The sequence below is a fragment of the Sphingomonas oryzagri genome, assembly GCF_029906645.1.
GTDB classification, from domain to species: domain Bacteria; phylum Pseudomonadota; class Alphaproteobacteria; order Sphingomonadales; family Sphingomonadaceae; genus Solisphingomonas; species Solisphingomonas oryzagri.
On sequence record NZ_JARYGZ010000001.1, the window covers coordinates 1575257 to 1599414 of the forward strand.

General features: G+C 67.1%; 22 protein-coding genes. 2 read left to right on the forward strand and 20 right to left on the reverse strand.

What is annotated here, in order from left to right; genetic code table 11:
* Both QGN17_RS07660 and QGN17_RS07665 read right to left on the reverse strand, forming a co-directional pair.
* Entirely contained in the window at positions 1-219 is a 219-nt protein-coding gene (locus tag QGN17_RS07660) for a hypothetical protein (RefSeq protein ID WP_281043895.1), read from the reverse strand.
* A 62-nt stretch (positions 220-281) separates the two neighbouring features.
* The gene (locus QGN17_RS07665) at positions 282-1520 is read right to left on the reverse strand and encodes a hypothetical protein (RefSeq protein WP_281043896.1); all 1239 of its coding nucleotides are present in this window, start codon (positions 1518-1520) and stop codon (positions 282-284) included.
* 125 nt (positions 1521-1645) lie between these two features.
* Here QGN17_RS07665 and QGN17_RS07670 point away from each other — a divergent pair, with 125 nt between their 5' ends.
* On the forward strand, positions 1646-3904 hold the full coding sequence (locus QGN17_RS07670; RefSeq protein WP_281043897.1) for a hypothetical protein: 2259 nt from the start codon (positions 1646-1648) through the stop codon (positions 3902-3904).
* Between the two features lie 101 nt (positions 3905-4005).
* On the opposite strand, the gene QGN17_RS07675 is transcribed toward QGN17_RS07670, so the two are convergent.
* The 18 genes from QGN17_RS07675 to ndhC all read right to left on the reverse strand — a co-directional run bounded on the left by QGN17_RS07675 (position 4006) and on the right by ndhC (position 22391).
* A complete protein-coding gene (locus QGN17_RS07675) occupies positions 4006-4278 on the reverse strand; it encodes a DUF1467 family protein (RefSeq protein ID WP_281043898.1) in 273 nt (90 codons plus the stop codon).
* Positions 4279-4325: 47 nt separating this feature from the next.
* Positions 4326-5906 (reverse strand): ribonuclease J, encoded by a 1581-nt coding sequence (locus QGN17_RS07680; protein WP_281045173.1) that lies wholly within the window; start codon positions 5904-5906, stop codon positions 4326-4328.
* A 64-nt stretch (positions 5907-5970) separates the two neighbouring features.
* The gene (locus tag QGN17_RS07685; protein ID WP_281043899.1) at positions 5971-6759 is read right to left on the reverse strand and encodes a type III pantothenate kinase; all 789 of its coding nucleotides are present in this window, start codon (positions 6757-6759) and stop codon (positions 5971-5973) included.
* A gap of 4 nt (positions 6760-6763) precedes the next feature.
* Positions 6764-7471: a biotin--[acetyl-CoA-carboxylase] ligase gene (locus QGN17_RS07690; protein ID WP_281043900.1), complete on the reverse strand. Its 708-nt coding sequence runs from the start codon at positions 7469-7471 to the stop codon at positions 6764-6766.
* 116 nt (positions 7472-7587) lie between these two features.
* Positions 7588-9045, reverse strand: a complete 1458-nt coding sequence (gene nuoN, locus QGN17_RS07695; protein ID WP_281043901.1) for an NADH-quinone oxidoreductase subunit NuoN — start codon at positions 9043-9045, stop codon at positions 7588-7590.
* A 4-nt stretch (positions 9046-9049) separates the two neighbouring features.
* Entirely contained in the window at positions 9050-10606 is a 1557-nt protein-coding gene (locus tag QGN17_RS07700; RefSeq protein ID WP_281043902.1) for an NADH-quinone oxidoreductase subunit M, read from the reverse strand.
* A 28-nt stretch (positions 10607-10634) separates the two neighbouring features.
* A complete protein-coding gene (gene nuoL / locus QGN17_RS07705; RefSeq protein ID WP_281043903.1) occupies positions 10635-12764 on the reverse strand; it encodes an NADH-quinone oxidoreductase subunit L in 2130 nt (709 codons plus the stop codon).
* 10 nt (positions 12765-12774) lie between these two features.
* The gene (nuoK, locus tag QGN17_RS07710) at positions 12775-13080 is read right to left on the reverse strand and encodes an NADH-quinone oxidoreductase subunit NuoK (protein ID WP_022688816.1); all 306 of its coding nucleotides are present in this window, start codon (positions 13078-13080) and stop codon (positions 12775-12777) included.
* A complete protein-coding gene (locus tag QGN17_RS07715) occupies positions 13077-13694 on the reverse strand; it encodes an NADH-quinone oxidoreductase subunit J (protein ID WP_281043904.1) in 618 nt (205 codons plus the stop codon). The genes nuoK and QGN17_RS07715 overlap by 4 nt, the downstream gene beginning before the upstream one ends.
* A 36-nt stretch (positions 13695-13730) precedes the next feature.
* Complete coding sequence (gene nuoI / locus QGN17_RS07720; protein ID WP_281043905.1) at positions 13731-14216, reverse strand: NADH-quinone oxidoreductase subunit NuoI; 486 nt, start codon at positions 14214-14216, stop codon at positions 13731-13733.
* Positions 14217-14220: 4 nt separating this feature from the next.
* Positions 14221-15294, reverse strand: coding sequence for an NADH-quinone oxidoreductase subunit NuoH (gene nuoH / locus QGN17_RS07725; RefSeq protein ID WP_281043906.1), 1074 nt, complete (start codon positions 15292-15294; stop codon positions 14221-14223).
* Complete coding sequence (nuoG, locus tag QGN17_RS07730) at positions 15291-17279, reverse strand: NADH-quinone oxidoreductase subunit NuoG (protein ID WP_281043907.1); 1989 nt, start codon at positions 17277-17279, stop codon at positions 15291-15293. Before nuoG ends, nuoH begins: the two co-directional genes overlap by 4 nt.
* A 120-nt stretch (positions 17280-17399) precedes the next feature.
* Complete coding sequence (gene nuoF, locus QGN17_RS07735) at positions 17400-18701, reverse strand: NADH-quinone oxidoreductase subunit NuoF (RefSeq protein WP_281043908.1); 1302 nt, start codon at positions 18699-18701, stop codon at positions 17400-17402.
* Complete coding sequence (locus QGN17_RS07740) at positions 18701-19366, reverse strand: complex I 24 kDa subunit family protein (protein ID WP_281043909.1); 666 nt, start codon at positions 19364-19366, stop codon at positions 18701-18703. The genes nuoF and QGN17_RS07740 overlap by 1 nt, the downstream gene beginning before the upstream one ends.
* 180 nt (positions 19367-19546) lie before the next feature.
* The gene (locus QGN17_RS07745; RefSeq protein ID WP_281045174.1) at positions 19547-20755 is read right to left on the reverse strand and encodes an NADH-quinone oxidoreductase subunit D; all 1209 of its coding nucleotides are present in this window, start codon (positions 20753-20755) and stop codon (positions 19547-19549) included.
* A 44-nt stretch (positions 20756-20799) separates the two neighbouring features.
* Positions 20800-21459 (reverse strand): NADH-quinone oxidoreductase subunit C, encoded by a 660-nt coding sequence (locus QGN17_RS07750; protein ID WP_110154557.1) that lies wholly within the window; start codon positions 21457-21459, stop codon positions 20800-20802.
* A 9-nt stretch (positions 21460-21468) separates the two neighbouring features.
* A complete protein-coding gene (locus QGN17_RS07755) occupies positions 21469-21972 on the reverse strand; it encodes a NuoB/complex I 20 kDa subunit family protein (protein ID WP_281045175.1) in 504 nt (167 codons plus the stop codon).
* Between the two features lie 41 nt (positions 21973-22013).
* The gene (gene ndhC / locus QGN17_RS07760; protein ID WP_281043910.1) at positions 22014-22391 is read right to left on the reverse strand and encodes an NADH-quinone oxidoreductase subunit A; all 378 of its coding nucleotides are present in this window, start codon (positions 22389-22391) and stop codon (positions 22014-22016) included.
* A gap of 163 nt (positions 22392-22554) precedes the next feature.
* On the opposite strand from ndhC, the gene QGN17_RS07765 reads away from it, so the two are divergent.
* Positions 22555-24150, forward strand: a complete 1596-nt coding sequence (locus tag QGN17_RS07765; protein WP_281043911.1) for an ArnT family glycosyltransferase — start codon at positions 22555-22557, stop codon at positions 24148-24150.
* Positions 24151-24158 lie beyond the last annotated feature (8 nt).

Below are 24158 nucleotides of genomic sequence, written 5' to 3' on the forward strand. Positions count from 1 at the left end.
CTATTGCACATTGGCCATGGGAAGCTGGCCGTTTTCGTCCGGAATGAGGCCCGACACGGCAACGCCCTCGCCGGCCGCCTCATTATCCTCGTCGCGTATCGCGTTGAGCGCCGCATCCTCGTTCGCGTCGGCGGAGGTGTAATTGGTCGACGGCGGGCTCTGGCAGGCGGACAGCAGCGGCATCGTCAGGGCAAGCAACGCGAACACGGACCGGCGCATCGGATCATCCTCAATCTGGGCCGAAACGATCTCGGAAATTTCGCGACCAAAGGCAAGACGCCTCAGCCGATCGCGCGCGCCGCCCCCACCAGCCTGTGCTGGACGATGGCGAAGGAAGCCGCCGCGTAGAGACCCAGCGCGATCAGCCCCGGCAGCGTCTGCTGCACCAGCGCGAAGGGCAGGAAGAGCAAGGCGAGCGCATCCGCATCCGCCACCCACAAGGGCGCCGACAGCCCGCCGATCCGCCGCAGCGCCCAGCGTTCCCGTGCCATGGCGATCATCACCGCGATGGTCGCGATACCGACGACGAGCGGCGTGGCGCTGCCGTTCATCCGATGCCAGGCGAAACCCAGCAGGCCAAGCGCCATCGCACCCGCACGGCCCAGCGCGAGCCTGTCGTCGGGGGCAGCGGGCGAAAGCCGGAGCGCCGCGAGCAGCCGCCCCGTCGCATCGAGCAGCGCGCCGGCGACCAGCAGCACCAGCCCGGCGAGCAACCACCCCTTCAGCATCGCCGGGACAGCCAGCAGCGCGGCACCGATGCCGCCCCAGCGCAGCCAGCGCGATTCGAGATTCCGATCGAGCACCAGCGCGACCAGCAGCCGCGCCGCCGGCCCATAGATCAGCCGCGACGGCCAGCCCTCGCCCGACCGATCGATCGCGAAGCTCGCCTCGGTCGCGGCGCGCGCGCCGGCTTTCGAGCGAACCAGCATCGCGGGGAAAGCCTCGGCCAGACCCGCGCCGTCCGCCACGTCCACCCGACGGGCAGACGCCCCCACCGCGCGACGCAGCAACGTCGAGTGCAGATCCCAGTCGCCCAGCATCGCCACCGTCTTGCGCAGCATGTCGCCGGAAACGAGCGCGAGGCCGGCCCAGCGCGTCGCCGCGTCGATCCGCTCGAACGGCCCCGGCGGCGCGCCCTCGCCCATCGTCAGCAGTGCCGGCGCGGTTCCGGTCACCAGACGACCGATCGCGCCGCCACCGGCTACCGCACCATCGGCGAAGATCAGCACGCGTTCGTCGGGATGGAAGCGATCCGCCGCGTCGCCGGCACTGCGCGCGACATCGATCGCGATGCCGTCGCGCCGCAGCCGGTCGATCGCGCCGGTCAGGCCCGCCGGCAGCCGCTCGACCAGCAGCACGACATGCTCGGCCCCGGCCCGCGCCGCCAGCCGCGCCTGCCGCTCGATCAGCGTGCGGCCGGCGACCGGCAGCGTGCCGACCAGCCCGCTGCCGTCCTCGGCGTCGCGCACCGCCGCGATCAGTGCCGCAAGCGCCATGTCGTATCCCAATCCCTCATCCATGCCGGATAGCTTGGGCCGCGCCCGGACGCCAGCCGTTCCGCCCCCGCGCTCCATTCATCGCGTCGGGGCACGGTTCGGCCCGCAGCCCGCTTCCGTTCCGGGCCAGCCGGTGTAAGATCGCGGTCATGAACCAGGGGGCATATTGGGCGGGATCGCCGCTGTCGCAGAACGATGATCAGGGAACGGTGCGCGCGGTCGAGCCGCAGGCGCCCCAACCGCAGCTGGGGATCGCCTTGACCGACCTCGACGACGCGCCGCTGGCGCCGCCGCCGGCCTCCACGGGCGAGAAGCTGCTGCTCGGCGTGCTGGGCCTCGCCGCCTTCGTGTGGATCGCCGCGATGGTCGGCATGGCCATGACCGCGTTCGGCGAGCGCACGCTCGATCCAGTCGATGCGATCAAGGGCGTCAGCATGGCCTGCGGGCCACTGGCGCTGATCGTCGCGGTGCTGATCCTCTGGCAGCGCAATTCCGCGCGCGAGGCGCAGCGCTTCGCCGACGTGGCGCGTAACGTGCGCATGGAGAGCCTGGCGCTCGACGCCGTTCTCGGCCTCGCCTCGCGCCGTCTGGCCGAGGATCGCGTCGCGGTGGCCGATCAGGCCGACAAGCTGCTGCTGCTCGCCGACCAGACCGCGCTGAAGCTGCGCGAGGCGACCGACGATATCGCCCGCGAGATCGCCGAACTCGGCCGCCGCACCAAGGATCTCGACGCCGCCGCCGGCACCGCGCGGGTCGACATGGGCGTGCTGCTCGCCGATCTGCCCAAAGCCGAGGAGCAGACCCGCCTGCTCGCCGAGACGATCCGTTCGACCGGCGTCGGCGCGCACGAACAGGCCGCCGCGCTGGACGCGGTGCTCGCCGGGCTTTCGGCGCGCGCCCGCGAGGCCGAGGAAGGTGCTGCGGGCGCCGCCAACCGCCTCTCCGGCCAGCTCTCCCACATCGGCGGCGCCAGCGAGATCGCCGCGCGCGCGATCGAGGACGTGTCGCAGCGCATGACCTCGTCGGTCGACGGCGTGCTGGAGCGTGCGACCGAGGCGGTCGAGCGCACGCGCCAGGGCATCATCGCGCAGGGCGAGGCGATCGGCACGATGATCGACCGCGCGCAGGCCTCGTCCGAGGCGGCCGCCCGGCAGGCCGCCGACGCGCTGGAGCGTCAGGACGGCCTCGGCAGCCAGATGATCGAGCGGCTGCAGCGCGGCCTCGCCAATGTCGAGGCGCGCTTCACCGAGCTGGACGAGACCGGCCGCGCCCGCACCGAGAAGCTGGGCGCTGCGCTGGGCACGCTGGGCGGCCATGTCGAGCGGGTGATGGCCTCGCTCAACGACGGCGGCACGGCGGCGACCACCTTCATCAACCGCGCCGAGACGCTGCGCGGCGCGATCAACGCCTGCCTCGCCGAACTCGGCGAATCGCTCCCCGCAGCGCTCTCCGAACTGGAAGCGCAGGCCGCGCGCAGCCGCGAGCTGATCGCCGGCGCCGGCCCGGAGGCCGAGAAGCTCAACACGGTTGCGAAGGAAGCCTCCGACGCGCTCGATGCCGCGCGCACCGCGCTGGAAGAGCGCCGCACCGCGATCGACGGCCTCGCCGATGCGATCGACAGCCGCCTCTCCGCCGCGCGCGAGGGCACCATCTCGCTGGGCGAGGCGATCCGCGAGGTCGATGCCGAATCGGCCAAGCTCGCCGACTCGACCTCGCCGCAGCTGGTCGATGCGCTGATCCGTGTGCGCGAGACGGCCACGCAGGCCGCCGAGCGCGCCCGCGAGGCGCTGGGCACGATCATCCCGCGCAGCGCCGAGGCGCTCGGCGACGCCGGCCGCGAGGCGCTGGAGAAAGCGGTCGAGGGTCAGGTCGAAAGCCAGATCGAGCGCGTCCGCACCGTATCGCAGACCGCGATCGAGGCGACGCAGGCCGCCGCCGCCCGGCTGGAGGAGCAGCTCTCGCGCATCGCCGAGACCAGTGCCTCGGTCGATCAGGCGATCGCGGAGGGCAAGGAATCGGTCGAGACCTACGATCGCGACAATTTCTCGCGTCGCGTCGCGCTGCTGATCGACTCGCTCAACTCGACCTCGATCGACGTCACCAAGCTGCTGTCCAACGAGACCAGCGACAGCTCGTGGGCCTCCTACCTCAAGGGCGATCGCGGCGTGTTCACGCGCCGCGCGGTGCGCCTGATCGACAATGGCGAAGCGCGCGAGATCGCCCGCCATTACGAGGAAGAGCCGGATTTCCGCGAACAGGTGAACCGCTACGTCCACGATTTCGAGACGCTGCTGCGCCCGATCCTCTCGACCCGCGACGGATCGACGCTGGCGGTGATCCTGCTCTCGTCCGACATGGGCAAGCTGTACGTCGCGCTGGCGCAGGCGATCGAGCGGCTGCGGGCCTGACGCCTACGTCGTCATTGCGAGCGTAGCAAAGCAATCCATAGCCCCGAACGCGAAGTTCATGGATTGCCGCGTCGCTACGCTCCTCGCAATGACGAGGTGGCTTACGGGATCCGGCTGACTGCGCCGTCCGGAATGTCGACGTTGAGTACGCCCGTTCGATAGATACCGTAGAAGCTGGCCGTCAGCACCAGCGCCGCGATCGTCGTGCGGATCACGATCTGCCACGGACGAAAAACGTGCGGTGCGCTCTCGGCGTGGCCGATCTCCGCTTTTTCGCCAACCTCTTCCGGCGGATTGGCGCTGAACGGCAGCACCACGAACAGCGATATGAACCAGAACAGGAAGAAGATCGCGAGGAGCGAGAACCAGCGCATAGCCTATCCTTAAGCCCTCCCCCACCTCTGCGGGAGAGGGCATCACGTCACACCCGCAGCAGCATCACGTCGACCACCGGCTTCTTGCCCGTCCACTGGGTCGCCCGGCGACGCACCGCGAGGCGCACCGTCTCGCGCAGCTTGGCCTCGTCGCGCGGCGCGCCTTCCAGCGCGTCGAGCACCGCCTCGGCGACCTCCTCGACGAAATCCTCGCGATCCTCCTCGACGGGGATGCCCTGCAGCGCCACCTGCGGGCGGCCCTTCGCGCGATTGCCCTTTTCGAGCGCGACCGCCACCGAGATCAGGCCGTTGGCGGCGATCTTGCGGCGATCGTTCATCGTCTGGCCGTCGGCGGCGAGGATCACGTCGCCGTCGAGCACCAGCCGCCCGGAACGCTCGCGCGAGACGATCTTGGGGCCTTCGGGCGCGAGCCGCACCATGTCGCCATTCTGCTGCACCAGAGTACGCGGCACGCCGAGCGAGGCAGCGAATCGGGCATGTTCGGCCATGTGGCGGCGCTCGCCATGCACCGGGATCACGATCTCAGGCTTGAGCCAGCCGTACAGCTTCTCGATCTCCGGCCGCCCCGGATGGCCCGAGACGTGGATATGTGCCTGCCGCTCGGTCACCATGCGGATGTTGCGCGCGGCGAGCGCGTTCTGGACGATGCCGATCGCCTCCTCGTTGCCGGGGATCTGCTTGGACGAGAACAGCACCGTGTCGCCTTCGGAGAGCTTCAGCTTGTGACTGTCATGCGCGATGCGGCTGAGTGCTGCGCGCGCCTCGCCCTGTCCACCGGTGGCGATGATCATCAGATCCTTGGGCGGGAGCCGCATCGCCGCGTCGAAATCGACGGTCGGAGGGAAATCGAGCAGGTAGCCCGCCGCCTTGGCGATGCGGATGATGCGATCGAGCGAGCGGCCCGCGACGCAGACCTGCCGCCCGGTCGCCACCGCCACCTGCCCCAGCGTCTGCAGGCGCGCGGCGTTGGAGGCGAAGGTGGTGATCAGCACGCGCCTGTCCGCCGCGCCGACGAAGCGCTCCAGATCGGCCTTCACGCTCGATTCCGAGCCGGAGGGCTGGTCGTTGAACACGTTGGTGCTGTCGCCGAGCAGCGCCAGCAGGCCGTCGTCGCCGATCTTCTTGAGCGCCTCGGCGCTGGCCGGCTCGCCGATCACCGGCTGGTCATCCAGCTTCCAGTCACCGGTGTGGAAGACCTTGCCGAACGGCGTCTCGATCAGCAGCGCGTTCATCTCGGGGATGGAGTGCGCCAGCGGCACCCACTCGACGCTGAAATCGCCGAGCTTCACCTTCTCGCCGACCTTGACGATCTTCACCTTCACGCGATCGGCCAGCCCCTCTTCGGACAGCTTCTCGCGGATCAGGCCGGCGGTGAAGGCGGTGGCGTAGATCGGCACGCCGAGGTCCAGCGCCAGATAGGGGATGGCGCCGATATGATCCTCATGGCCGTGCGTGATGACGAGGCCGAGCAGATCCTTCTGCCGCTTCTCGATGAAATCGAGGTCGGGCAGCACCACGTCGATGCCGGGATAGTTGGCGTCGGCGAAGCTCACGCCGAGATCGGCCATGATCCACTTGCCGCGGCAGCCGTACAGGTTGACGTTCATGCCGATCTCCCCCGAGCCGCCGAGGGCCAGGAACAGGAGTTCGTCTCCGGGTTTGGTCAAATTCTTATCCTTGTTGGGTCTCGGCCTGGCGGCGGTACATCATCGCGAGGCCGGTAATGGTGAGGTCGGGTTCGACCGTGTCGAACACCGAACTATGCTCGTCGAACAGGGTTGCAAGGCCGCCCGTGGAAATAACCTTGGCCGGCCGGCCGATCTCGGCCTTGATGCGGGCGACAAGGCCCTCGATCATGCCGATATAGCCCCAATAGACGCCGCTCAGCATCGCATCCTGCGTATTGCGGCCGATGACAGTGTCCTTTTCGGGGATCTGGATGGCGATGCGCGGCAGGCGGGCGGCGGCGGCGAACAAGGCGTCGAGCGACAGGTTGATGCCCGGCGCGATCACGCCGCCCTTGTAGGCACCGGTATAGTCGACGATGTCGAACGTGGTCGCGGTGCCGAAATCGATCACGATCAGGTCGCCGCCATGGATGGCGTGCGCGGCGATGGCGTTGACGACGCGGTCCGCGCCCACCGCCGCCGGCTCATCGAGGTCGATCGGGATGCCCCATTCCACCGGCGCGCGGCCGGCGATCAGCGGGGTCACCTCGAAATATTTGTCCGCCAGCACCTCCAGATTATGGAGCGCGCGCGGCACCACCGTGCAGATGATCACCGCCGACACCTGGGTGCGGTGATAGCCCTCCAGCTCGATCAACTGGTTGAGCCAGACCATATATTCGTCGGCCGTGCGGCGCGGATCGGTGGCAATGCGCCAGCGGGTCTTGATCTCCATGCCCTCGACCAGCGCGAAGACAACATTGGTATTCCCCGCGTCGATCGCAAGCAGCATCGGCTCAATCCCGGATCAGGAAGACGTCGGCGGCGTGAATGACATGCACTTCGCCATCCGCCAAGCGCAGTCGGAGCGCGCCCATGGCGTCGAGGCCGTCGAACAGGCCGTCGAGGCTGGCGCCGTCGGGCAGGCGCGCGCTGAGCGCGGTCCCGATCGGGTGGGCCTTCTCCAGCCAGCGAGAGCGGACCGGAGCAAGGCCCTCGGCGCGCCAGCGATAGAGCCAGCGGGCGAAACTTTCGGCGAGTGCGCCGACGAAGGCGTCCGGCTCGGGCGCGTGGCCCAGGATCGTCGCCAGACTGGTCGCCGGGCGGTCGATATCCTCGGGATGATGCGCGAGGTTGACGCCGATGCCGACCACCACCGCATCGCCCGCGCGCTCGAGCAGGATGCCGGAGAGCTTGGCGCCATCGACCAGCAGGTCGTTGGGCCACTTGATCTGCGGGGCGGCACCGAAGGCCTCGGCCGTCTCGGTGACCGCTACCGCCGCGACCAGCGCGAGGCTCGGCGCCGGCGGATCGTGCGGCTGGAGGCGGACCAGAACGCTCGCATAGAGGTTGCCGGGCGGTGACACCCAGGCCCTGCCCTGCCGCCCGCGCCCGCCGCGCTGCTGCTCGGCGCGGACCCACACGCCCTCCGGCGCGCCCGCCTGCGCGAGCGCCAGCACCTCGTCATTGGTCGAGAGCGTGTCGCGGATGGTGCGGATGTCCATGCCCCGCCCCTATCTCATCCGTCCGCACTGCGCGAAGCCGAAGTGCGGGCCACAAGCGGTGCGCTCGCAGCCCGTCCTTCGACTTCGCTCAGCCCGAACGGTGGAAATGCAGCGAATCAGAACAGCGACTTCGCCGCCGCCATCGTGCCCGTCTCGATGAACGGGATCAGCAGGTAGCCGAGCGGCGACACGAACAAAGCCGCGATCGCGATCAGTACCGCCTCGGTGGTCGAACGGCTCGGCGCCAGCTCCACCGCAGGTTCGTCGAAGTAGATCGTCTTGATGATCTTCAGGTAATAGAAGGCACCGATCACCGACGTGGCGATGCCGATCAGCGCGAGCGGCCAGAAACCGGCGGCGACGAGAGCGGAGAACACCTCCCACTTCCCCCAGAAGCCGAACAGCGGCGGGATGCCGGCGAGGCTGAACATGAAGATCGCGAACGCCGCCGCCAGACCCGGCCGCGTGCGCGACAGGCCCGCGAGCGAGGCAATCTGCTCGGTCGGCAAGCCTTCCTTGGTCCGCATCTGCAGCACGCAGATCAGCGAGCCGAGCGTCATCGCGACGTAGATCGTCAGGTAGAAGAGAACCGATGCGGCGCCCTCCGCAGTGCCCGGCACGAGGCCGAACAGGATGAAGCCGACATTGTTGATCGACGAATAGGCCAGCAGGCGCTTGATGTTGGTCTGGCCGATCGCCGCGACGCCGCCGAAGATGGTCGACGCCAGCGCGCAGAAGATCACGATCTGCTGCCAGTCGTGCGTCGCCGGCCCCATCGCCGAGATGGCGACGCGGGTAGTCAGCGCCATCGCCGCGACCTTGGGGGCCGAGGCGAAGAAGGCCGTCACCGGGGTCGGCGCGCCTTCGTACACGTCCGGCGTCCACATGTGGAACGGCACGGCCGAGATCTTGAAGGCGAGGCCGGCAAGCACGAAGACCAGACCGAACAGCAGGCCATAATAGGACGGATCGCCCGCCGCCGTGCCGTGGAAGGCGTTCGCGACGGTGGCGAAGCCGGTGCCGCCCGAGAATCCGTAGAGCAGCGAGATGCCGTAGAGCAGGATGCCCGAGGCCAGCGCGCCCAGCACGAAATACTTGAGGCCCGCCTCGGCCGAGCGGCCGTCGCGGCGCAGGAAGCTCGCCAGCACGTAGGACGACAGGCTGTTCAGCTCGAGCCCGACATAGAGCGTCAGCAGGTCGGCGGCCGACACCATCATGCCCATGCCGACGGCGGCGAGCAGGATCAGCACGCTATATTCGGCGCGCAGCGGCTCGCTGTCGGTCTCGAAGAAGCCCGGCGCGATCAGGATCGCGACGGCGGCCGAGACGTAGATCAGCAGTTTGGCGAAACCGGCGAAGGCATCGGCATGGAAGGCGCCATCATAGCCGAGCGCGCCGGAGGTCGGCGCGCCGATCAGGCTCACCGCCGCGGCGGCAAGCAGCAGCACGCTGACATAACCGATGGCGCGCGCGCTGCGGTCCCCCGCCCAAGCGGCGACCAGCATCAGCACGATCGATCCGAGGCCGAGGATCTCCTCGGGGAGCGAGAGCGCGAAGGACGAAACGGTATCCATGGTCTCAATGCTCTCCGGCGGCGGCGGCGGCGGCCGGCCCAGTCTGGGCTTTAACGTGGGGTACGGTCAGCGCGGCGTCGCTCGCCGGCGCGGTCGGGTGGAGACGCTCCAGCAGCAGGACGACGTCGCCGCGGATCGGCTTCAGGAAGCTCTCCGGATAGACGCCCATCCACAGTACCGCGAGCGCGATCGGCGCCAGCGTCAGCCACTCGCGCGGCTCCAGATCCGGCATTGCGGCGGCGTCGGCATTCTTGCGGGGGCCGAAGCAGATGCGGCGATAGAGGTAGAGCATGTAGGCCGCGCCGGTGATGATGCCCGTCACCGCGATGAACGCCGCCCAGCTCGACTGCTCGTAGGTGCCCATCATCGACAGGAACTCACCGGGGAAGTTGGAGAGGCCGGGCAGGCCCACCGACGCCATGGTGAAGAACAGGAAGAAGGTGGCGTAGGCCGGCATGTTGTCGGCGATGCCGCCGTAGCGGCTGATCTCGCGGGTGTGCAGGCGGTCATAGACCACGCCGACGCACAGGAAGAGCGCGCCGGAAACGAGGCCGTGGCCCAGCATCACCATGAAGCCGCCCTCAATGCCCTGCTGGTTGAAGGCGAAGAGGCCGAAGGTGACGAGCGCCATGTGGGCGACCGACGAATAGGCGATCAGCTTCTTCATGTCCTTCTGCACCAGCGCGACGAGCGCCGTGTAGACGGTCGCGATCATGCTGAGCGCGAAGACCAGCCACATCCAGTGGGCGGACGCCTCCGGAAACATCGGCAGCGAGAAGCGGATGAAGCCGTAGCCCGCGAGCTTCAGCAGCACGCCCGCCAGGATCACCGAACCGGCGGTCGGCGCCTCGACGTGCGCGTCCGGAAGCCAGGTGTGGACCGGCCACATCGGCATCTTCACCGCGAACGAGGCGAAGAAGCAGAGCCAGAGCCAGGTCTGCGCCTGCGACGCGAAGTTGTATTCCATCAGCTTGGGGATGCTGGTCGTGCCGGCATGCTGCGTCATGTAGAGCATAGCGATCAGCATCAGCACCGAGCCGAGCAGCGTGTAGAGGAAGAACTTGTACGACGCGTAGATGCGCCGCGCCCCGCCCCAGATACCGATCGTCATGTACATCGGGATCAGGCCGCCTTCGAAGAAGACGTAGAACAGGTAGAGATCCTGCGCCATGAACACGCCGAGCATCATGATCTCGGTGACGAGGAAGGTCGCCATGTAGAGCGGCACGCGCTTGGTGATCGATTTCCACGAGGCCAGGATACAGATCGGCATCAGGAAGACGCTGAGCACGATCAGCAACATCGCAATGCCGTCGATGCCGAGCGCCCAGCTGAACTTGCCGAACAGCGGGCTGTTCTCGACGAACTGCCAGCGCGGGCCGCCGGGGACGTAGTTCACCCACAGCACGATGCCGAGCGCGAAGTCGATCAGCGTCGCGGCGAGCGCGGTGACTCGGGCATTCTGGTCGCGGCTCTCGGCCGATCCGGGCGCGAACAGGCACCACAGCGCGCCGAGGAACGGCACCGCCAGCATGATGGAGAGGATCGGGAAGCCGCTCACGCGCCAGCCCTCATCGTCGTTACGCGGCTCATCGAGTCATCGCCCAGGTCGCGACACCGGCCAGCCCAAGGAGCATGACCAATGCATAGGTGTAAACATAGCCCGACTGAACGCGAGCGGTGATGCGGTTGCCGACGACCGCCAGCTTGGCGATGCCGTCCGGCCCGAAGCGGTCGATCGTGCCCTCGTCGCCCTTGTGCCAGAGAAACCGGCCGATGGCGAAGGCGGGCCGCACGAAGATCAGGTCGTACAGCTCGTCGAAATACCACTTCTTGAGGAGGAAGACGTAGAGCCCACGGAAGGTCGCGGCGAAGCGGCCGGGGATCGACGTGTCCTTGATGTAGGCGAACCAGGCGATCGCGAAGCCGATCAGCATCACGATCGTCGGAGCCAGCGCCCACGCGCCGAGATGCTCGGACGCCTCGTGCAGTTCGGGCGAATAGGCGACGGCGCCCTGCCAGAACGTGCCATTGAGGAAGGTGGGCGCGAAGGCCCAGCCCGCGAACACCGCGCCGAGGCTCAGCACCAGCAGCGGCACCGTCATCACCCACGGACTTTCGTGCGGATGATAGTCCAGCGTGCCGTGCTCGACCTCGGCGAAGCCGCGCATGTCGGGCTTCGGCTCGTGGCCGGCATCCTCGGCATCCGGCTCGGCATGGTGCGCGTCGTGGCCGTGATCGTCGTGCGCCGCATGGGCGACGGCATGATCGGCATGGGCATCGTGCGCATGGTCGTCATGGCCGTGAGCGTGGCCATGATCGTGCGCGGCGTGCTGGATATGCTCGGAGGCGGCCCAGCGCGGCTTGCCGAAGAAGGTCAGGAAGATCAGGCGCCACGAGTAGAAGCTGGTCAGCAGCGCGGCGAACACGCCCATGAACCAGGCGAAGCCGCCCACCTGCGTGCCCGATGCGAGCGCCGAGGAAATGATCGCGTCCTTCGAATAGAAGCCCGCGAAACCGAACACGCCCTCCAGCCCGACGCCGGTGATCGCCAGCGTGCCGGCCACCATCACCCAGAAGGTGAGCGGGATGTGCTTACGCAGGCCGCCATAGTAACGCATGTCCTGCTCGTGATGCATCGCATGGATCACCGAGCCCGCCGAGAGGAACAGCAGGGCCTTGAAGAAGGCGTGCGTGAACAGGTGGAACATCGCCGCGCCGAACGCGCCGACGCCGGCGGCGAAGAACATGTAGCCGAGCTGCGAGCAGGTCGAATAGGCGATCACGCGCTTGATGTCGGTCTGCGTCGTGCCGATCGTCGCGGCGAAGAAGCAGGTGCAGGCGCCGATCACCGTCACCACCGTCATCGCGGTGTGGCTCGTCTCGAACATCGGCGAGAGGCGGCAGACCATGAACACGCCCGCCGTCACCATCGTCGCGGCGTGGATCAGCGCGGAGACCGGGGTCGGGCCTTCCATCGCGTCCGGCAGCCAGGTGTGCAGGCCGAGCTGCGCCGACTTGCCCATCGCGCCGATGAACAGCAGCAGGCAGAGCAGGGTCATCGTGTCGACGCGGTAGCCGAGGAAGCTGATCGTCGATCCCGCCATGTGCGGCGCGGCGGCGAGGATCTCGGGGATCTGCACGGTGCCGAACACCAGGAAGGTGCCGAAGATGCCGAGCGAGAAGCCGAAATCGCCCACGCGGTTGACCACGAAGGCCTTGATCGCGGCGGCGCCGGCCGACGGCTTGTAATACCAGAAGCCGATCAGCAGGTACGACGCGAGGCCCACGCCTTCCCAGCCGAAGAACATCTGGATCAGCGTGTTCGCCGTCACCAGCATCAGCATCATGAAGGTGAAGAGCGAGAGGTAGGCGAAGAAGCGCGGCTGGCTGTCGTCCTCCGCCATATAGCCCCAGCTATACAGGTGGACGAGCGCCGACACGCTGGTGATCACCACCAGCATCACCGCCGTCAGGCTGTCGACGCGCAGCGCCCAGTCGACCTTGAGATCACCCGAATGGATGAAGGTCAGGACGTTGGCGACATAGGCGTGCGAGGTGCCCTGCAGGAAGGGGATGAAGATCGACCAGGCGAGCGCGCACGACACGAACAGGCCGGCGGTCGTCACCGTCTTGGCGACGGTGTTGCCGATGAACCGGTTGCCGAGCCCGGCGATCGCCGAGCACAGCAACGGCAGGAAGACGAGGAGCTGGATCATGGTAAGCGGCTCAGCCCTTCATCCGGTTGATGTCGTCGACCGCGATGGTGCCGCGGCCACGGAAATAGATGACGAGGATGGCGAGCCCGATGGCCGCCTCGCCCGCCGCGACGGTCAGCACGAACATCGCGAAGATCTGGCCGACCAGATCGTGCAGGTAGGCCGAGAAGGCCACCAGATTAATGTTCACGCTCAAGAGGATCAGCTCGATCGCCATCAGGATGATGATGACGTTCTTGCGATTGATGAAGATGCCCAGCACCCCCATCACGAACAGGATCGCCGAGACGGCGAGATAATGCTGGAGGCCGATCACAGCTCGACTCCCTGGCCGACGGGCGGATTGGTCATGCGGGTGGCGTCCTGCGGACGGCGGCGGTTCTGGTACGCGATGTTCTGCTTGCGCACGCCGCCACGGTTGCGGTGGGTCAGCACGATCGCGCCGATCATCGCGACGAGCAGCACGAAGCCCGCGCCTTCGAAGATGAAGAGATACTTGGTGTAGAGCAGGGTGCCGAGCGCCTGGATGTTCGGCACGGCGGCCGGATCCGGCGTCGGCGCGGCGCGGCCGGCGGTCTGGATCGGGCCGGCTTCCCACGCCTTGACGCCGAAGATGATCTCACCGGCGATCGCCACGGCCAGCGCGAAGCCGAACACCGCATATTTGGCGAAGCCCGCGCGCAGCTCGCTGAAATCGATGTCGAGCATCATCACGACGAACAGGAACAGCACCGCGACCGCGCCCACGTACACAATGACGAGCAGCATCGCGATGAACTCGGCACCGAGCAGCAGCATGAGGCCGGCGGCGTTGAAGAACGCCAGGATGAGCCAGAGCACCGAGTGCACCGGATTGCGCGCCGTGATGGTGAGCAGCCCCGAGAGGCACACCATGATGGCGAACAGGTAAAAGGCGATGATCTGGATCACGGTGCCGGCTGGCTCCCCTGGATTCGGAACGGGCGATTAACGATAGGGCGCATCGGCGGCAAGGTTCGCGGCGATCGCGCGCTCCCAGCGGTCGCCGTTGTCGAGCAGCTTGCCCTTGTCGTAAATCAGCTCCTCCCGCGTTTCGGTGGAATATTCGAAGTTCGGCCCCTCGACGATCGCATCGACCGGGCAGGCTTCCTGGCAGAAGCCGCAGAAGATGCACTTGGTCATGTCGATGTCGTAGCGCGTGGTGCGGCGGCTGCCGTCGTCGCGCGGCTCGGCCTCGATGGTGATCGCCTGCGCCGGGCACACCGCCTCGCACAGCTTGCACGCGATGCAGCGCTCCTCGCCATTGGGATAGCGGCGCAGCGCATGTTCGCCGCGGAAGCGGGGCGACAGCGGGTTCTTCTCGTACGGGTAGTTGATGGTCGCCTTCTTCTTGAAGAAATACTTCAAGGTGAGGGCGTGCCCCTTCACGATCTCCCAGAGGGTGAAGGACTTGACGTAGTAGCCGAGGCTCATGGCGTCAGGCTCCGATCGGATGGTAGCGGGTGAGCATCAGCCAGCCCGAGACGAGGAAGACGAACAGCAGCGACAGCGGCAGGAAGATGTTCCAGCCCAGCCGCATCAGCTGGTCGTAGCGATAGCGGGGCAGCGTCGCCTTCACCCAGGAGAAGACGAAGAAGCAGACGGCCATCTTGGCGAGCAGCCAGAACAGGCCGAGGCCGATGTGCGTGCCCGGAATGACGTACAGCCACGAGACGTTCAGCGGCGGCAGCCAGCCGCCCCAGAAGAGCGTCGCGTTCAGCGCGCACATCAGGATGACGTTGCCATATTCGCCCAGCCAGTAGAGCGCGAAGGCCATCGACGAATATTCGGTCTGGTAGCCGGCGACGAGCTCGCTCTCCGCCTCGGTGAGATCGAACGGCGTGCGGCTGGTCTCGGCCATCGACGAGATCAGGAACACGATGCCCATCGGGAAGAGCAAGGGATTGAAGATGTTGGCGTTGATCCAGCCGAATAGCACCTCGCCCTTCTGCGCCAGAACGATGTCCTGCAGGTTGAAGCTGCCCGCCCACATCACCACCGAGATCAGCACGAAGCCGATCGCGACCTCATAGCTCACCATCTGCGCGGCGGCGCGGATCGCGGAGTAGAAGGGGTATTTGGAGTTGGACGCCCAGCCGGCGAGGATCACGCCGTACACGCCCAGCGACGACACCGCGAGGATGTAGAGCAGGCCGACATTGATGTTGGCCACGACCGAGAAGCTGCTGAACGGGATCACCGCCCACGCCACCAGCGCCACCGTGAAGGTGATGATCGGTGCGATCAGGAACAGGCCGCGATTGGCCGCCGCCGGGATGATCGTCTCCTGCAGGAACACCTTGGCGCCGTCCGCGAAGGACTGGAGCAGGCCGAATGGCCCCACGACGTTGGGGCCGCGACGCAGCGCCATCGCCGCCCAGATCTTGCGATCGACGTAGATGATCATCGCCACGGCGAGCATCACCGGCAGCGCGATCACCAGGATGTCGATGATCGTCGCGATGAAATAGGCCCAGCCGTAAGGCAGAGCGGGGGTGAACCAGGAGATCATTCCGCCGCCTCCGCGAAGGTCTCGCCCTTGATGAGTTCGGCCGAGCAGCGCTGCATGGTGGGCGACGAGCGGGCGATCGGGTTGGTCAGGTAGAAGTCCGCGATCGGATAGACGATCGCGCCGGACACGTCCCCGCCCTTCGGCGCCGGATCGAGCGCGCCGGCGAGGTGGATCCCCTCCTCCGCCAGACCCGGATGATCGGCGGCGATCTTCGCGCGGAGCTGCGCGAGGCTGTCGAACGGCAAAGTCTTGCCCAGCACGGCGGAGAGCGCGCGCAGGATCGTCCAGTCCTCGCGGGCGTCGCCGACCGGGAACACGGCGCGTTCGGCGCGCTGCACGCGGCCTTCCATGTTCACCCAGGTGCCCGGCTTCTCGACATAGGTCGCGCCCGGCAGGATCACGTCCGCCGCGTGAGCACCACGGTCACCATGCGTGCCGATGTAGACCTTGAAGCTGTTGTTGAAGCCGGACAGGTCGGTCTCGTCCACGCCGAGCAGGAATACCAGCTTCGGCGCGGCCTGCACGACGGCAGCGAAACCGCCCTCGGTCGCGAAGCCCACATCGAGCGCGCCGACACGGCCGGCGGCGGTGTGGAGCAGGCCGAAGCCCGCGCCCAGCGCGGCGGCGGTCTGGCGGGCGGCACCGTAGCCGCCCTCGATCGCGCATGCACCCATGCCGGCGATGACGATCACGTCCTCGGCCTTGGCGAGCGCTTCGGGCAGATCGTTGAGCGCGGACAGATCGCTGCCCAGCCACTCGGCCTTGTAGGTCAGATCGACCTCGGGGCCGACGGCATAGACCTTGGCGCCCTTCTTGATCGCCTTGCGGATGCGGGTGTTGACCAGCGGCGCTTCCCAGCGCGGATTGGCGCCGACCAGCAGGATCGCCTTGGCATTCTCGACACCGGAGATGGTCGGGTTGAAGCGATACGAGGCCGGGTTGGCCACCTCGTAAAGCGCGCCGTCGACACGCGCCTCATGCAGCGTCGAGCCATAGGCCGCGACAAGCTGCTTCAGCGCATAGACGCTCTCGACCTCGGCGAGATCGCCGGCGAGGCCCGCGACGTCGTTTCCGGTCAGGCCCTCGGCGGCCTTGGCGATCGCCTTGAACGCCTCTTCCCAGGTCGCCGCCTTCAGCTTGCCGTCGACGCGGACATAAGGCTTGTCGATGCGGTTGCGCACCAGGCCATCGACCGCGTGGCGGGTCTTGTCCGACGCCCACTCCTCGTTGACGTCCTCGTTCAGACGCGGGAGCGAACGCAGCACCTGCCGGCCACGGCTGTCCAGCCGCACGTTGGTGCCGACGGCATCCATCACGTCGATGCCCGGCGTCTTGTGCAGCTCCCACGGCCGCGCCTCGAAGGCGTAGGGCTTGGAGGTGAGCGCGCCGACCGGGCAGAGATCGACCACGTTGCCCGAAAGCTCGCTGGTGACGGCGTGCTCCAGATACGACGTGATCTGCATGTTCTCGCCGCGATAGATCGCGCCGATCTCCTCGACGCCCGCCACTTCCTCGGCGAAGCGGACGCAGCGCGTGCACTGGATGCAGCGCGTCATCTGGGTCTTCACGATCGGACCCATATATTTCTCGGTGACGGCCCGCTTGTTCTCGTCGAAGCGGCTATGGCCCTTGCCATAGGCCATCGACTGGTCCTGCAGGTCGCATTCGCCGCCCTGATCGCAGATCGGGCAATCGAGCGGGTGGTTGATGAGCAGGAACTCCATCACCCCCTCGCGCGCCTTCTTCACCATCGCGCTGTCGGTGCGGACTTCCTGATTGTCGGCGGCGGGCAGCGCGCATGACGCCTGCGGCTTGGGCGGCCCCGGCTTCACCTCAACGAGGCACATGCGGCAATTGCCGGCGATCGAGAGGCGCTCGTGATAGCAGAAGCGCGGGATCTCCTTGCCGGCCGCCTCGCACGCCTGCAGCACGGTGGCGCCGGCGGGGACTTCGACCTCGATCCCGTCTACTTTGAGTTTGGGCATATTCTTACATTCCCGCCGGCGCGGACGCCGGTTGCTTCGAAGAAGGAGTCTGCTGGGACGGCAGCGCCGCCGCGATCAGCGCGACAGCCGCCGGACCGGCGAGGATGGGGAAGACGAACTTCATTCCGCCGCCACCGCCAGCGGAGCCGCGCCACCGTTCTTCGCCGCGATGCGACGCTCCAGCTCGGGGCGAAAGTGGCGGATCAGGCCCTGGATCGGCCAGGCCGCCGCGTCGCCCAGCGCGCAGATGGTGTGGCCTTCGACCTGCTTGGTGACTTCCTGCAGCATGTCGATCTCTTCGACCTCCGCATTGCCTTCGCGCAGGCGCTCCATCACGCGCCACATCCAGCCGGTGCCCTCGCGGCACGGCGTGCACTGGCCGCAGCTCTCATGCTTGTAGAAGTAGCTGAGCCGGCTGATGGCGCGGACAATGTCGGTGGACTTGTCCATGACGATGATCGCCGCCGTGCCGAGGCCGGAGCCGAGCGCGCGCAGGCCGTCGAAATCCATCGGCGCGTCTATGATCTGCGCCGCAGGCACCAGCGGCACCGACGAGCCGCCGGGGATCACCGCGAGCAGATTGTCCCAGCCGCCCCGGATGCCGCCGCAATGCTCCTCGATGAGCTGGCGGAAGGGGATGCTCATCGCCTCTTCCACCACGCACGGCTTGTTCACATGGCCGCTGATCTGGAAGAGCTTGGTGCCGCGGTTGTTCTCCGCGCCGAAGCTGGAGAACCAGGCCGCGCCGCGCCGCAGGATGGTCGGCGCCACCGCGATGCTCTCGACATTGTTGACGGTGGTCGGGCAGCCGTAGAGGCCCGCGCCGGCCGGGAACGGCGGCTTCAGGCGCGGCTGGCCCTTCTTGCCCTCCAGGCTCTCCAGCATCGCGGTCTCTTCGCCGCAGATGTAGGCGCCGGCGCCGCGGCACAGGAACACGTCGAAATCATAGCCCGAACCGCAGGCATTCTTGCCGATCAGGCCGGCCGCGTACGCCTCGTCGAGCGCCGCATACATCGTCTCGGCCTCGCGGATATATTCGCCGCGAATGTAGATGTAGGCGGCGCGCGCGCGCATCGCGAAGCCGGCGACCAGCGCGCCCTCGATCAGCTTGTGCGGATCGTGGCGGATGATCTCGCGGTCCTTGCACGAACCGGGCTCGGACTCGTCGGCGTTGATGACGAGGAAGTTGGGTTTGCCGGGCTTCGGCTCCTTGGGCATGAAGCTCCACTTCATGCCGGTCGGGAAGCCGGCGCCGCCACGGCCGCGCAGGCCGCTGTCCTTCATCGTCTGGATGATGTCATCCGGCGCGATCTCGAGCAGCTTCTTGGTATTGTCCCAGTCGCCGCGCTTGCGGGCGGCCTCCAGATTCCACGGCTGGAAGCCGTAGACGTTGGTGAAGATGCGGTCCTTGTCAGCGAGCATTACCACTCACCCCGGTAATCGTGATTTTCGGAGACCATCGCGACGAGGCTGGTCGGCCCGCCCTCCGGCGCGCTGACCTGGCGATCGATCTGCGGGCCGGGCTTCGGGCTCTTGCCCTCGGCCAACGCCTCCAGGATGGCGATCGTGCTGTCGTAGGTCAGGTCTTCGAAATTATCGTCGTTGATCTGGACCATCGGCGCGTTGGCGCAGGCGCCCAGGCACTCGACCTCGGTCAGCGTGAACAGGCCGTCGGGCGTGGTCTTGCCCTTAACGAGGCCCTTGTTCTTGCACGCCGCCAGCACGTCGTCCGATCCGCGCAGCATGCACGGCGTCGTGCCGCAGACCTGTACGTGATAGCGGCCGACCGGCGCCAGGTTGAACATCGTGTAGAAGGTCGCGACCTCGTAGACGCGCATGTACGGCACGCCGATCTGCTTCGCGACATATTCGATCACGGGGACGGGCAGCCAGCCCTGCGTCTGCGTGTCGGCGCCGACCTGCCGCTGGGCGAGATCGAGGAAGGCCAGCGACGCCGACTGCTCGCGCCCCTTGGGGAAGCGGGCGAGGATTTTCTGCGCCTTGGCCTCGTTCTCCGGCGTCCAGGCGAAATCGCCCCAGCGCGCGCGGGTCTCGGCCTCGTCGGGGATGTGAACTGCGTCAGCCATTTAGCACCTTCAAGCGACGCCACATTTCGTAAATCGAAGCGCCGATCATCACGACCAAGATCACCGCTGCCATTTGCGGATTTGCGTTCCACGACCGGCCAACAGCGACGTTGACACCCGCCCAGATTGCCAGACCGGCAGCAAGGCCAACCGCCGTGGCAAAAGCGATTGCGCGAGGCCTCACCGATCGCACTCCCCGAACACGACGTCGATCGCGGAGAGGATGGCGGTGGTGTCGGCCAGCATGTGGCCCTTCATCATGAAATCCATCGCCTGCAGGTGGCTGAACGCCGTCGGGCGCAGCTTCACGCGGTACGGCTTGTTGGTGCCGTCCGAGACGAGATAGACGCCGAACTCGCCCTTGGGGCTTTCTGTCGCGACGTACACCTCGCCAGCGGGCACGTGGAAGCCCTCGGTATAGAGCTTGAAGTGGTGGATCAGCGCCTCCATCGAGCGCTTCATCTCGCCGCGCTTGGGCGGCGCCACCTTGCGGTCGGTCGAGGCGATCGGGCCGTCCGGCATCTGCGCGATGCACTGCTTGATGATCCGCGCGGACTGGCGGACCTCCTCCACGCGCACCATGAAGCGATCGTAGCAGTCGCCCGAAGTGCCCACCGGCACGTCGAACTCCATGCGGTCATAGACTTCGTAGGGCTGCGACTTGCGGATGTCCCACGGCACGCCGGCGGCGCGGATCATCGGGCCGGAGAAGCCCCAGTTGATCGCGTCGTCACGGCTGACCACGCCGATGTCGACGTTACGCTGCTTGAAGATGCGGTTGTCGCCCACAAGGGTGATCGCGTCCTCGAACAGCTGGAGCCGGGTGTCCAGCCAGTCGCCGATGTCGGTCAGCAGCTTCAGCGGCACGTCCTGGTGGACACCGCCGGGGCGGAACCACGCCATGTGCATCCGCGCGCCGGACGCGCGCTCGAAGAAGCCGTAGGTGTCCTCGCGCACCTCGAACATCCACAGGTTCGGCGTCATCGCGCCGACATCCATGATGTGCGACCCCAAGTTCATCATGTGGTTGGAGATGCGGGAGAGCTCGGCGAACAGCACGCGCAGATACTGGGCGCGCAGCGGCACCTCGATCCCCAGCAGCTTCTCGACCGCCAGAACGTAGCTATGCTCCATGTTGAGCGGCGAGCAATAATCCAGCCGATCGAGATAGGGCACGTTCTGGAGGTAGGTGCGCGCCTCCATCAGCTTTTCGGTGCCGCGATGGAGCAGGCCGACATGCGGATCGACACGCTCGACGATCTCGCCGTCCAGCTCCAGCACCAGGCGCAGCACGCCGTGCGCGGCCGGATGCTGCGGGCCGAAGTTGATCGTATAGTTCTTGATCTCGACATCGCCGACCGAGGGCTTGTCCTCGCCGGTATAGAGCATGTCGGCGGCGACGCGCGCGTCCTGCAGTTCGTGGAGGTCGGCCATCATTTCTTCTCCGTGGCCGGTGCCGGCGAGGGAGCGCCCGGCGCCTGCGGCGCCTTCTCGTCACCCGGCAGCATATATTGCGCGCCTTCCCACGGGGAGAGGAAGTCGAAGCTGCGGAAATCCTGCGCCAGCTGCACCGGCTCGTACACCACGCGCTTCGCCTCTTCCGAATAGCGCAGCTCGACATAGCCCGTCATCGGGAAGTCCTTGCGCAGCGGATGGCCGCGGAAGCCGTAATCGGTGAGGATGCGACGCAGATCGGGGTTGCCGTCGAACAGCACGCCGATCATGTCGTAGACCTCGCGCTCCAGCCAGCCGGCGTTGCGCCACAGGCCCGTCGCCGACGGCACCGGCTTCGCCTCGTCCGTCTGCACATGGACGTGGAGGCGATGGTTCCTGGTCAGCGACAGCAGGCAATAGACCACCTCGAAGCGATCCTGCCCGCGATCGGGATAGTCGACCCCGGCGATCTCCATGAGCTGCTGATATTCCAGCCCCTTGGTGTCCTTCAGGATGCCGAGCGCGGTGGCGGTCGCCTCGCGCTTCACATGCAGCTGGATCTCGCCGGCCTGCTCGAACGCATCGACCAGCGCATCGCCGAGCGCGGCCTTCGCCGCCTCGATCACGCCGTCATTGGTCGAGAATTTGGGATAGTTCATGGCGATCCCTCAGCGCTCGACCGTGCCGACGCGGCGGATCTTCCGCTGCAGCTGCATGATACCATAGAGCAATGCCTCGGCGGTCGGCGGACAACCGGGGACGTAGATGTCCACCGGCACGATCCGGTCGCAGCCGCGCACGACGCTGTAGCTGTAGTGATAATAGCCGCCGCCATTGGCGCAGCTGCCCATCGAGATGACGTATTTCGGCTCCGACATCTGGTCGTAGACCTTGCGGAGCGCGGGCGCCATCTTGTTGCACAGCGTGCCGGCGACGATCATCACGTCCGACTGGCGCGGCGATGCGCGCGGGGCGGCCCCGAAGCGCTCCAGATCGTAGCGCGGCATGTTGACGTGGATCATCTCCACCGCGCAGCACGCCAGCCCGAAGGTCATCCACCAGAGCGAGCCGGTGCGCGCCCACTGGAACAGTTCCTCGGTCGAGGTGACGAGGAAGCCCTTGTCCTGCACCTCGGCGGAAAGATCGTCGAAGAACGCACGGTCCGGCGGCATATGCTCCGGAGCGAAGGGGGCGTTCGGATCGCGGGCGACTTCTACTCCCACTCGAGAGCTCCCTTCTTCCACGCATAGACAAAGCCGAGCACCAGTTCGGCGAGGAAGCCCATCATCGCGAACCAGCCGGTCCAGCCGATCTCCTTGAGCGACACCGCCCACGGATAGAGGAAGGCCGCTTCGAGATCGAAGACGATGAACAGGATCGCAACGAGGTAGAAGCGCACGTCGAACTGCGCGCGGCTGTCCTCGAACGCCGGGAAGCCGCACTCATACTCGGAGAGCTTGTCGGTGGTCGGCTTGTAGCTGCCGGTGAGGCGCGACACGACCATCGGGAGCACCACGAAGGCGGTCGAGAGGAGGAGCGCCACCCCCAGGAACAGCAGGATCGGGAGATATTGGGCGGCGACGGACGCCATGGCTTTCTCCGGAACGCAGGAACGGGCCTCCGAGGAGGCCCCATTAACGGGGGCTGTCTAGGCCCGCTGCACCTGCGAAACAAGGGGTTGGAACAGTGAGAATGAATCGCAAAAAGGCGGAATATCGCGGGTTTCTTAACTCGCCGACCTTAGGGACGATCGCATGAACCGGCTGCGCGCGCTTCCTCCCGCCTTGTTGTGGGCGTTCCCCCTGGGCCTGGCGGCGTTAGCGCTGTCAGCAGCGAGCGGCGGACTCTCGCGCAGCTTCCTCGATCCGGACGAATCGGCGCACTACGTCAACACGCTGTTCATCGCCGACTGGCTGCGCGCCGGGTGCCCCTCGCCGATGCCGTTCGCGAGGGATTTCTACGCACATTTCCCCAAACTCTCGATCGGCCACTGGCCGCCGGGCTGGTATGCGCTGCTGGCGCCCCTGTTCGCGGCGCTCCGCCCCTCCCCGTTCGGCGCGGCAATTCTATCGGCGTTCATTGCCGGTCTGCCCGCGCTGACGATCGTCTGGGCGCTGGATCGGGTCGGCGCTCGGCGCTGGGGCATCGTCGCGGCGTTCGCCTATCTGCTGCTCCCGCTGGTCGCCAACGAGGCGCGCTATTTCCGGATCGACCAACCGGTCGCACTGGTCGCAGGCCTCGCGGCGATCGCCTGGTTCCGCGCGACCGAGAGACCGGGCCTGTGGCGCTATCTGCTGTTCGGCGCGCTGGCCGCCTTCGCGACGCTGACCAAGGGCAATGGGGCGCTCGCCGTGCTGATCCCGGCATTCGACATCCTGATGGCGGGGCGGTGGCGGCAGCTGGCCGACTGGCGGCTGTGGGTCGCGGCGGCGGCGACGCTGATCGTGGTGGCGCCGTGGTATTATGTGTCGTTCAAGATCTCGGCGGGCGGCTTCAACTACGCGCCGGGGCCGGCCTATGCCTGGCTGTCGCTCAAGACGGACGCGGCCGCGCTGTACGAGACGCTGGGCGCCATCGGCTTGCTCGCCGCGCTGTTCGGCGCGGTCACGGGCTGGCAGGAACCGCTCTTCCGGCCGATTGTCCGCCTGTCGATCGCCGTCATCCTCGCGACGTTGCTGTTCCAGGCCGCGATCCCGGTGGCGCTGGAGGATCGCTACGTCCTGCCGGCGATCCCGTGGCTGGTGGTGCTGATCGCGATCGGTCCGCTCGCGGCGGCCGAGCGCAATCCGATCGGGGCGATCGTCCCGACGATCGTGATCCTTGCGGCGCTGGTGCCGTTAATCGGCGGGGTCGCCCATCAACCGGCAAAGCCTGACATCGGCGCGCCCGCGATTGCGCGCGCGATGAGTCATCAGCCCGGCATCTGGCTGATCGACGGCAGGGCCGGCGGCGAAGGCGCGGTGATCGCGGAGGCGGCCTATGCCGACGACGGACGCCGCGCGATCTGGGCGGCGCGCGCCTCGCAATGGCTGTCGGCGAGCGACTTCATGGGGCGCGGCTATCGGCTCAGCGTCCACTCGCCGGCCGAAGCGCGTGGCGTGCTGGATCGGCTGGGCGTCGTCGGCGTGGTTTCGGTCGCGGAGAAAGGCCGTCTCGCCTATCCGCACAGCGCGCTGCTGCGCGAAGCGGTCGGCCTGCCGGGCTTCTCGATCGATGACCACCCTTTCGTAACGGGCACCGGATCGAACCTGATCGCCGAACGGAAAGCACCGATCGCGGCGCATCCGGAACTACTGACGTCGGGCAGCGGATCTGCCGACGTAGCCGCGATGGGCAAGGCGCTCCGCTAGGTTCACTC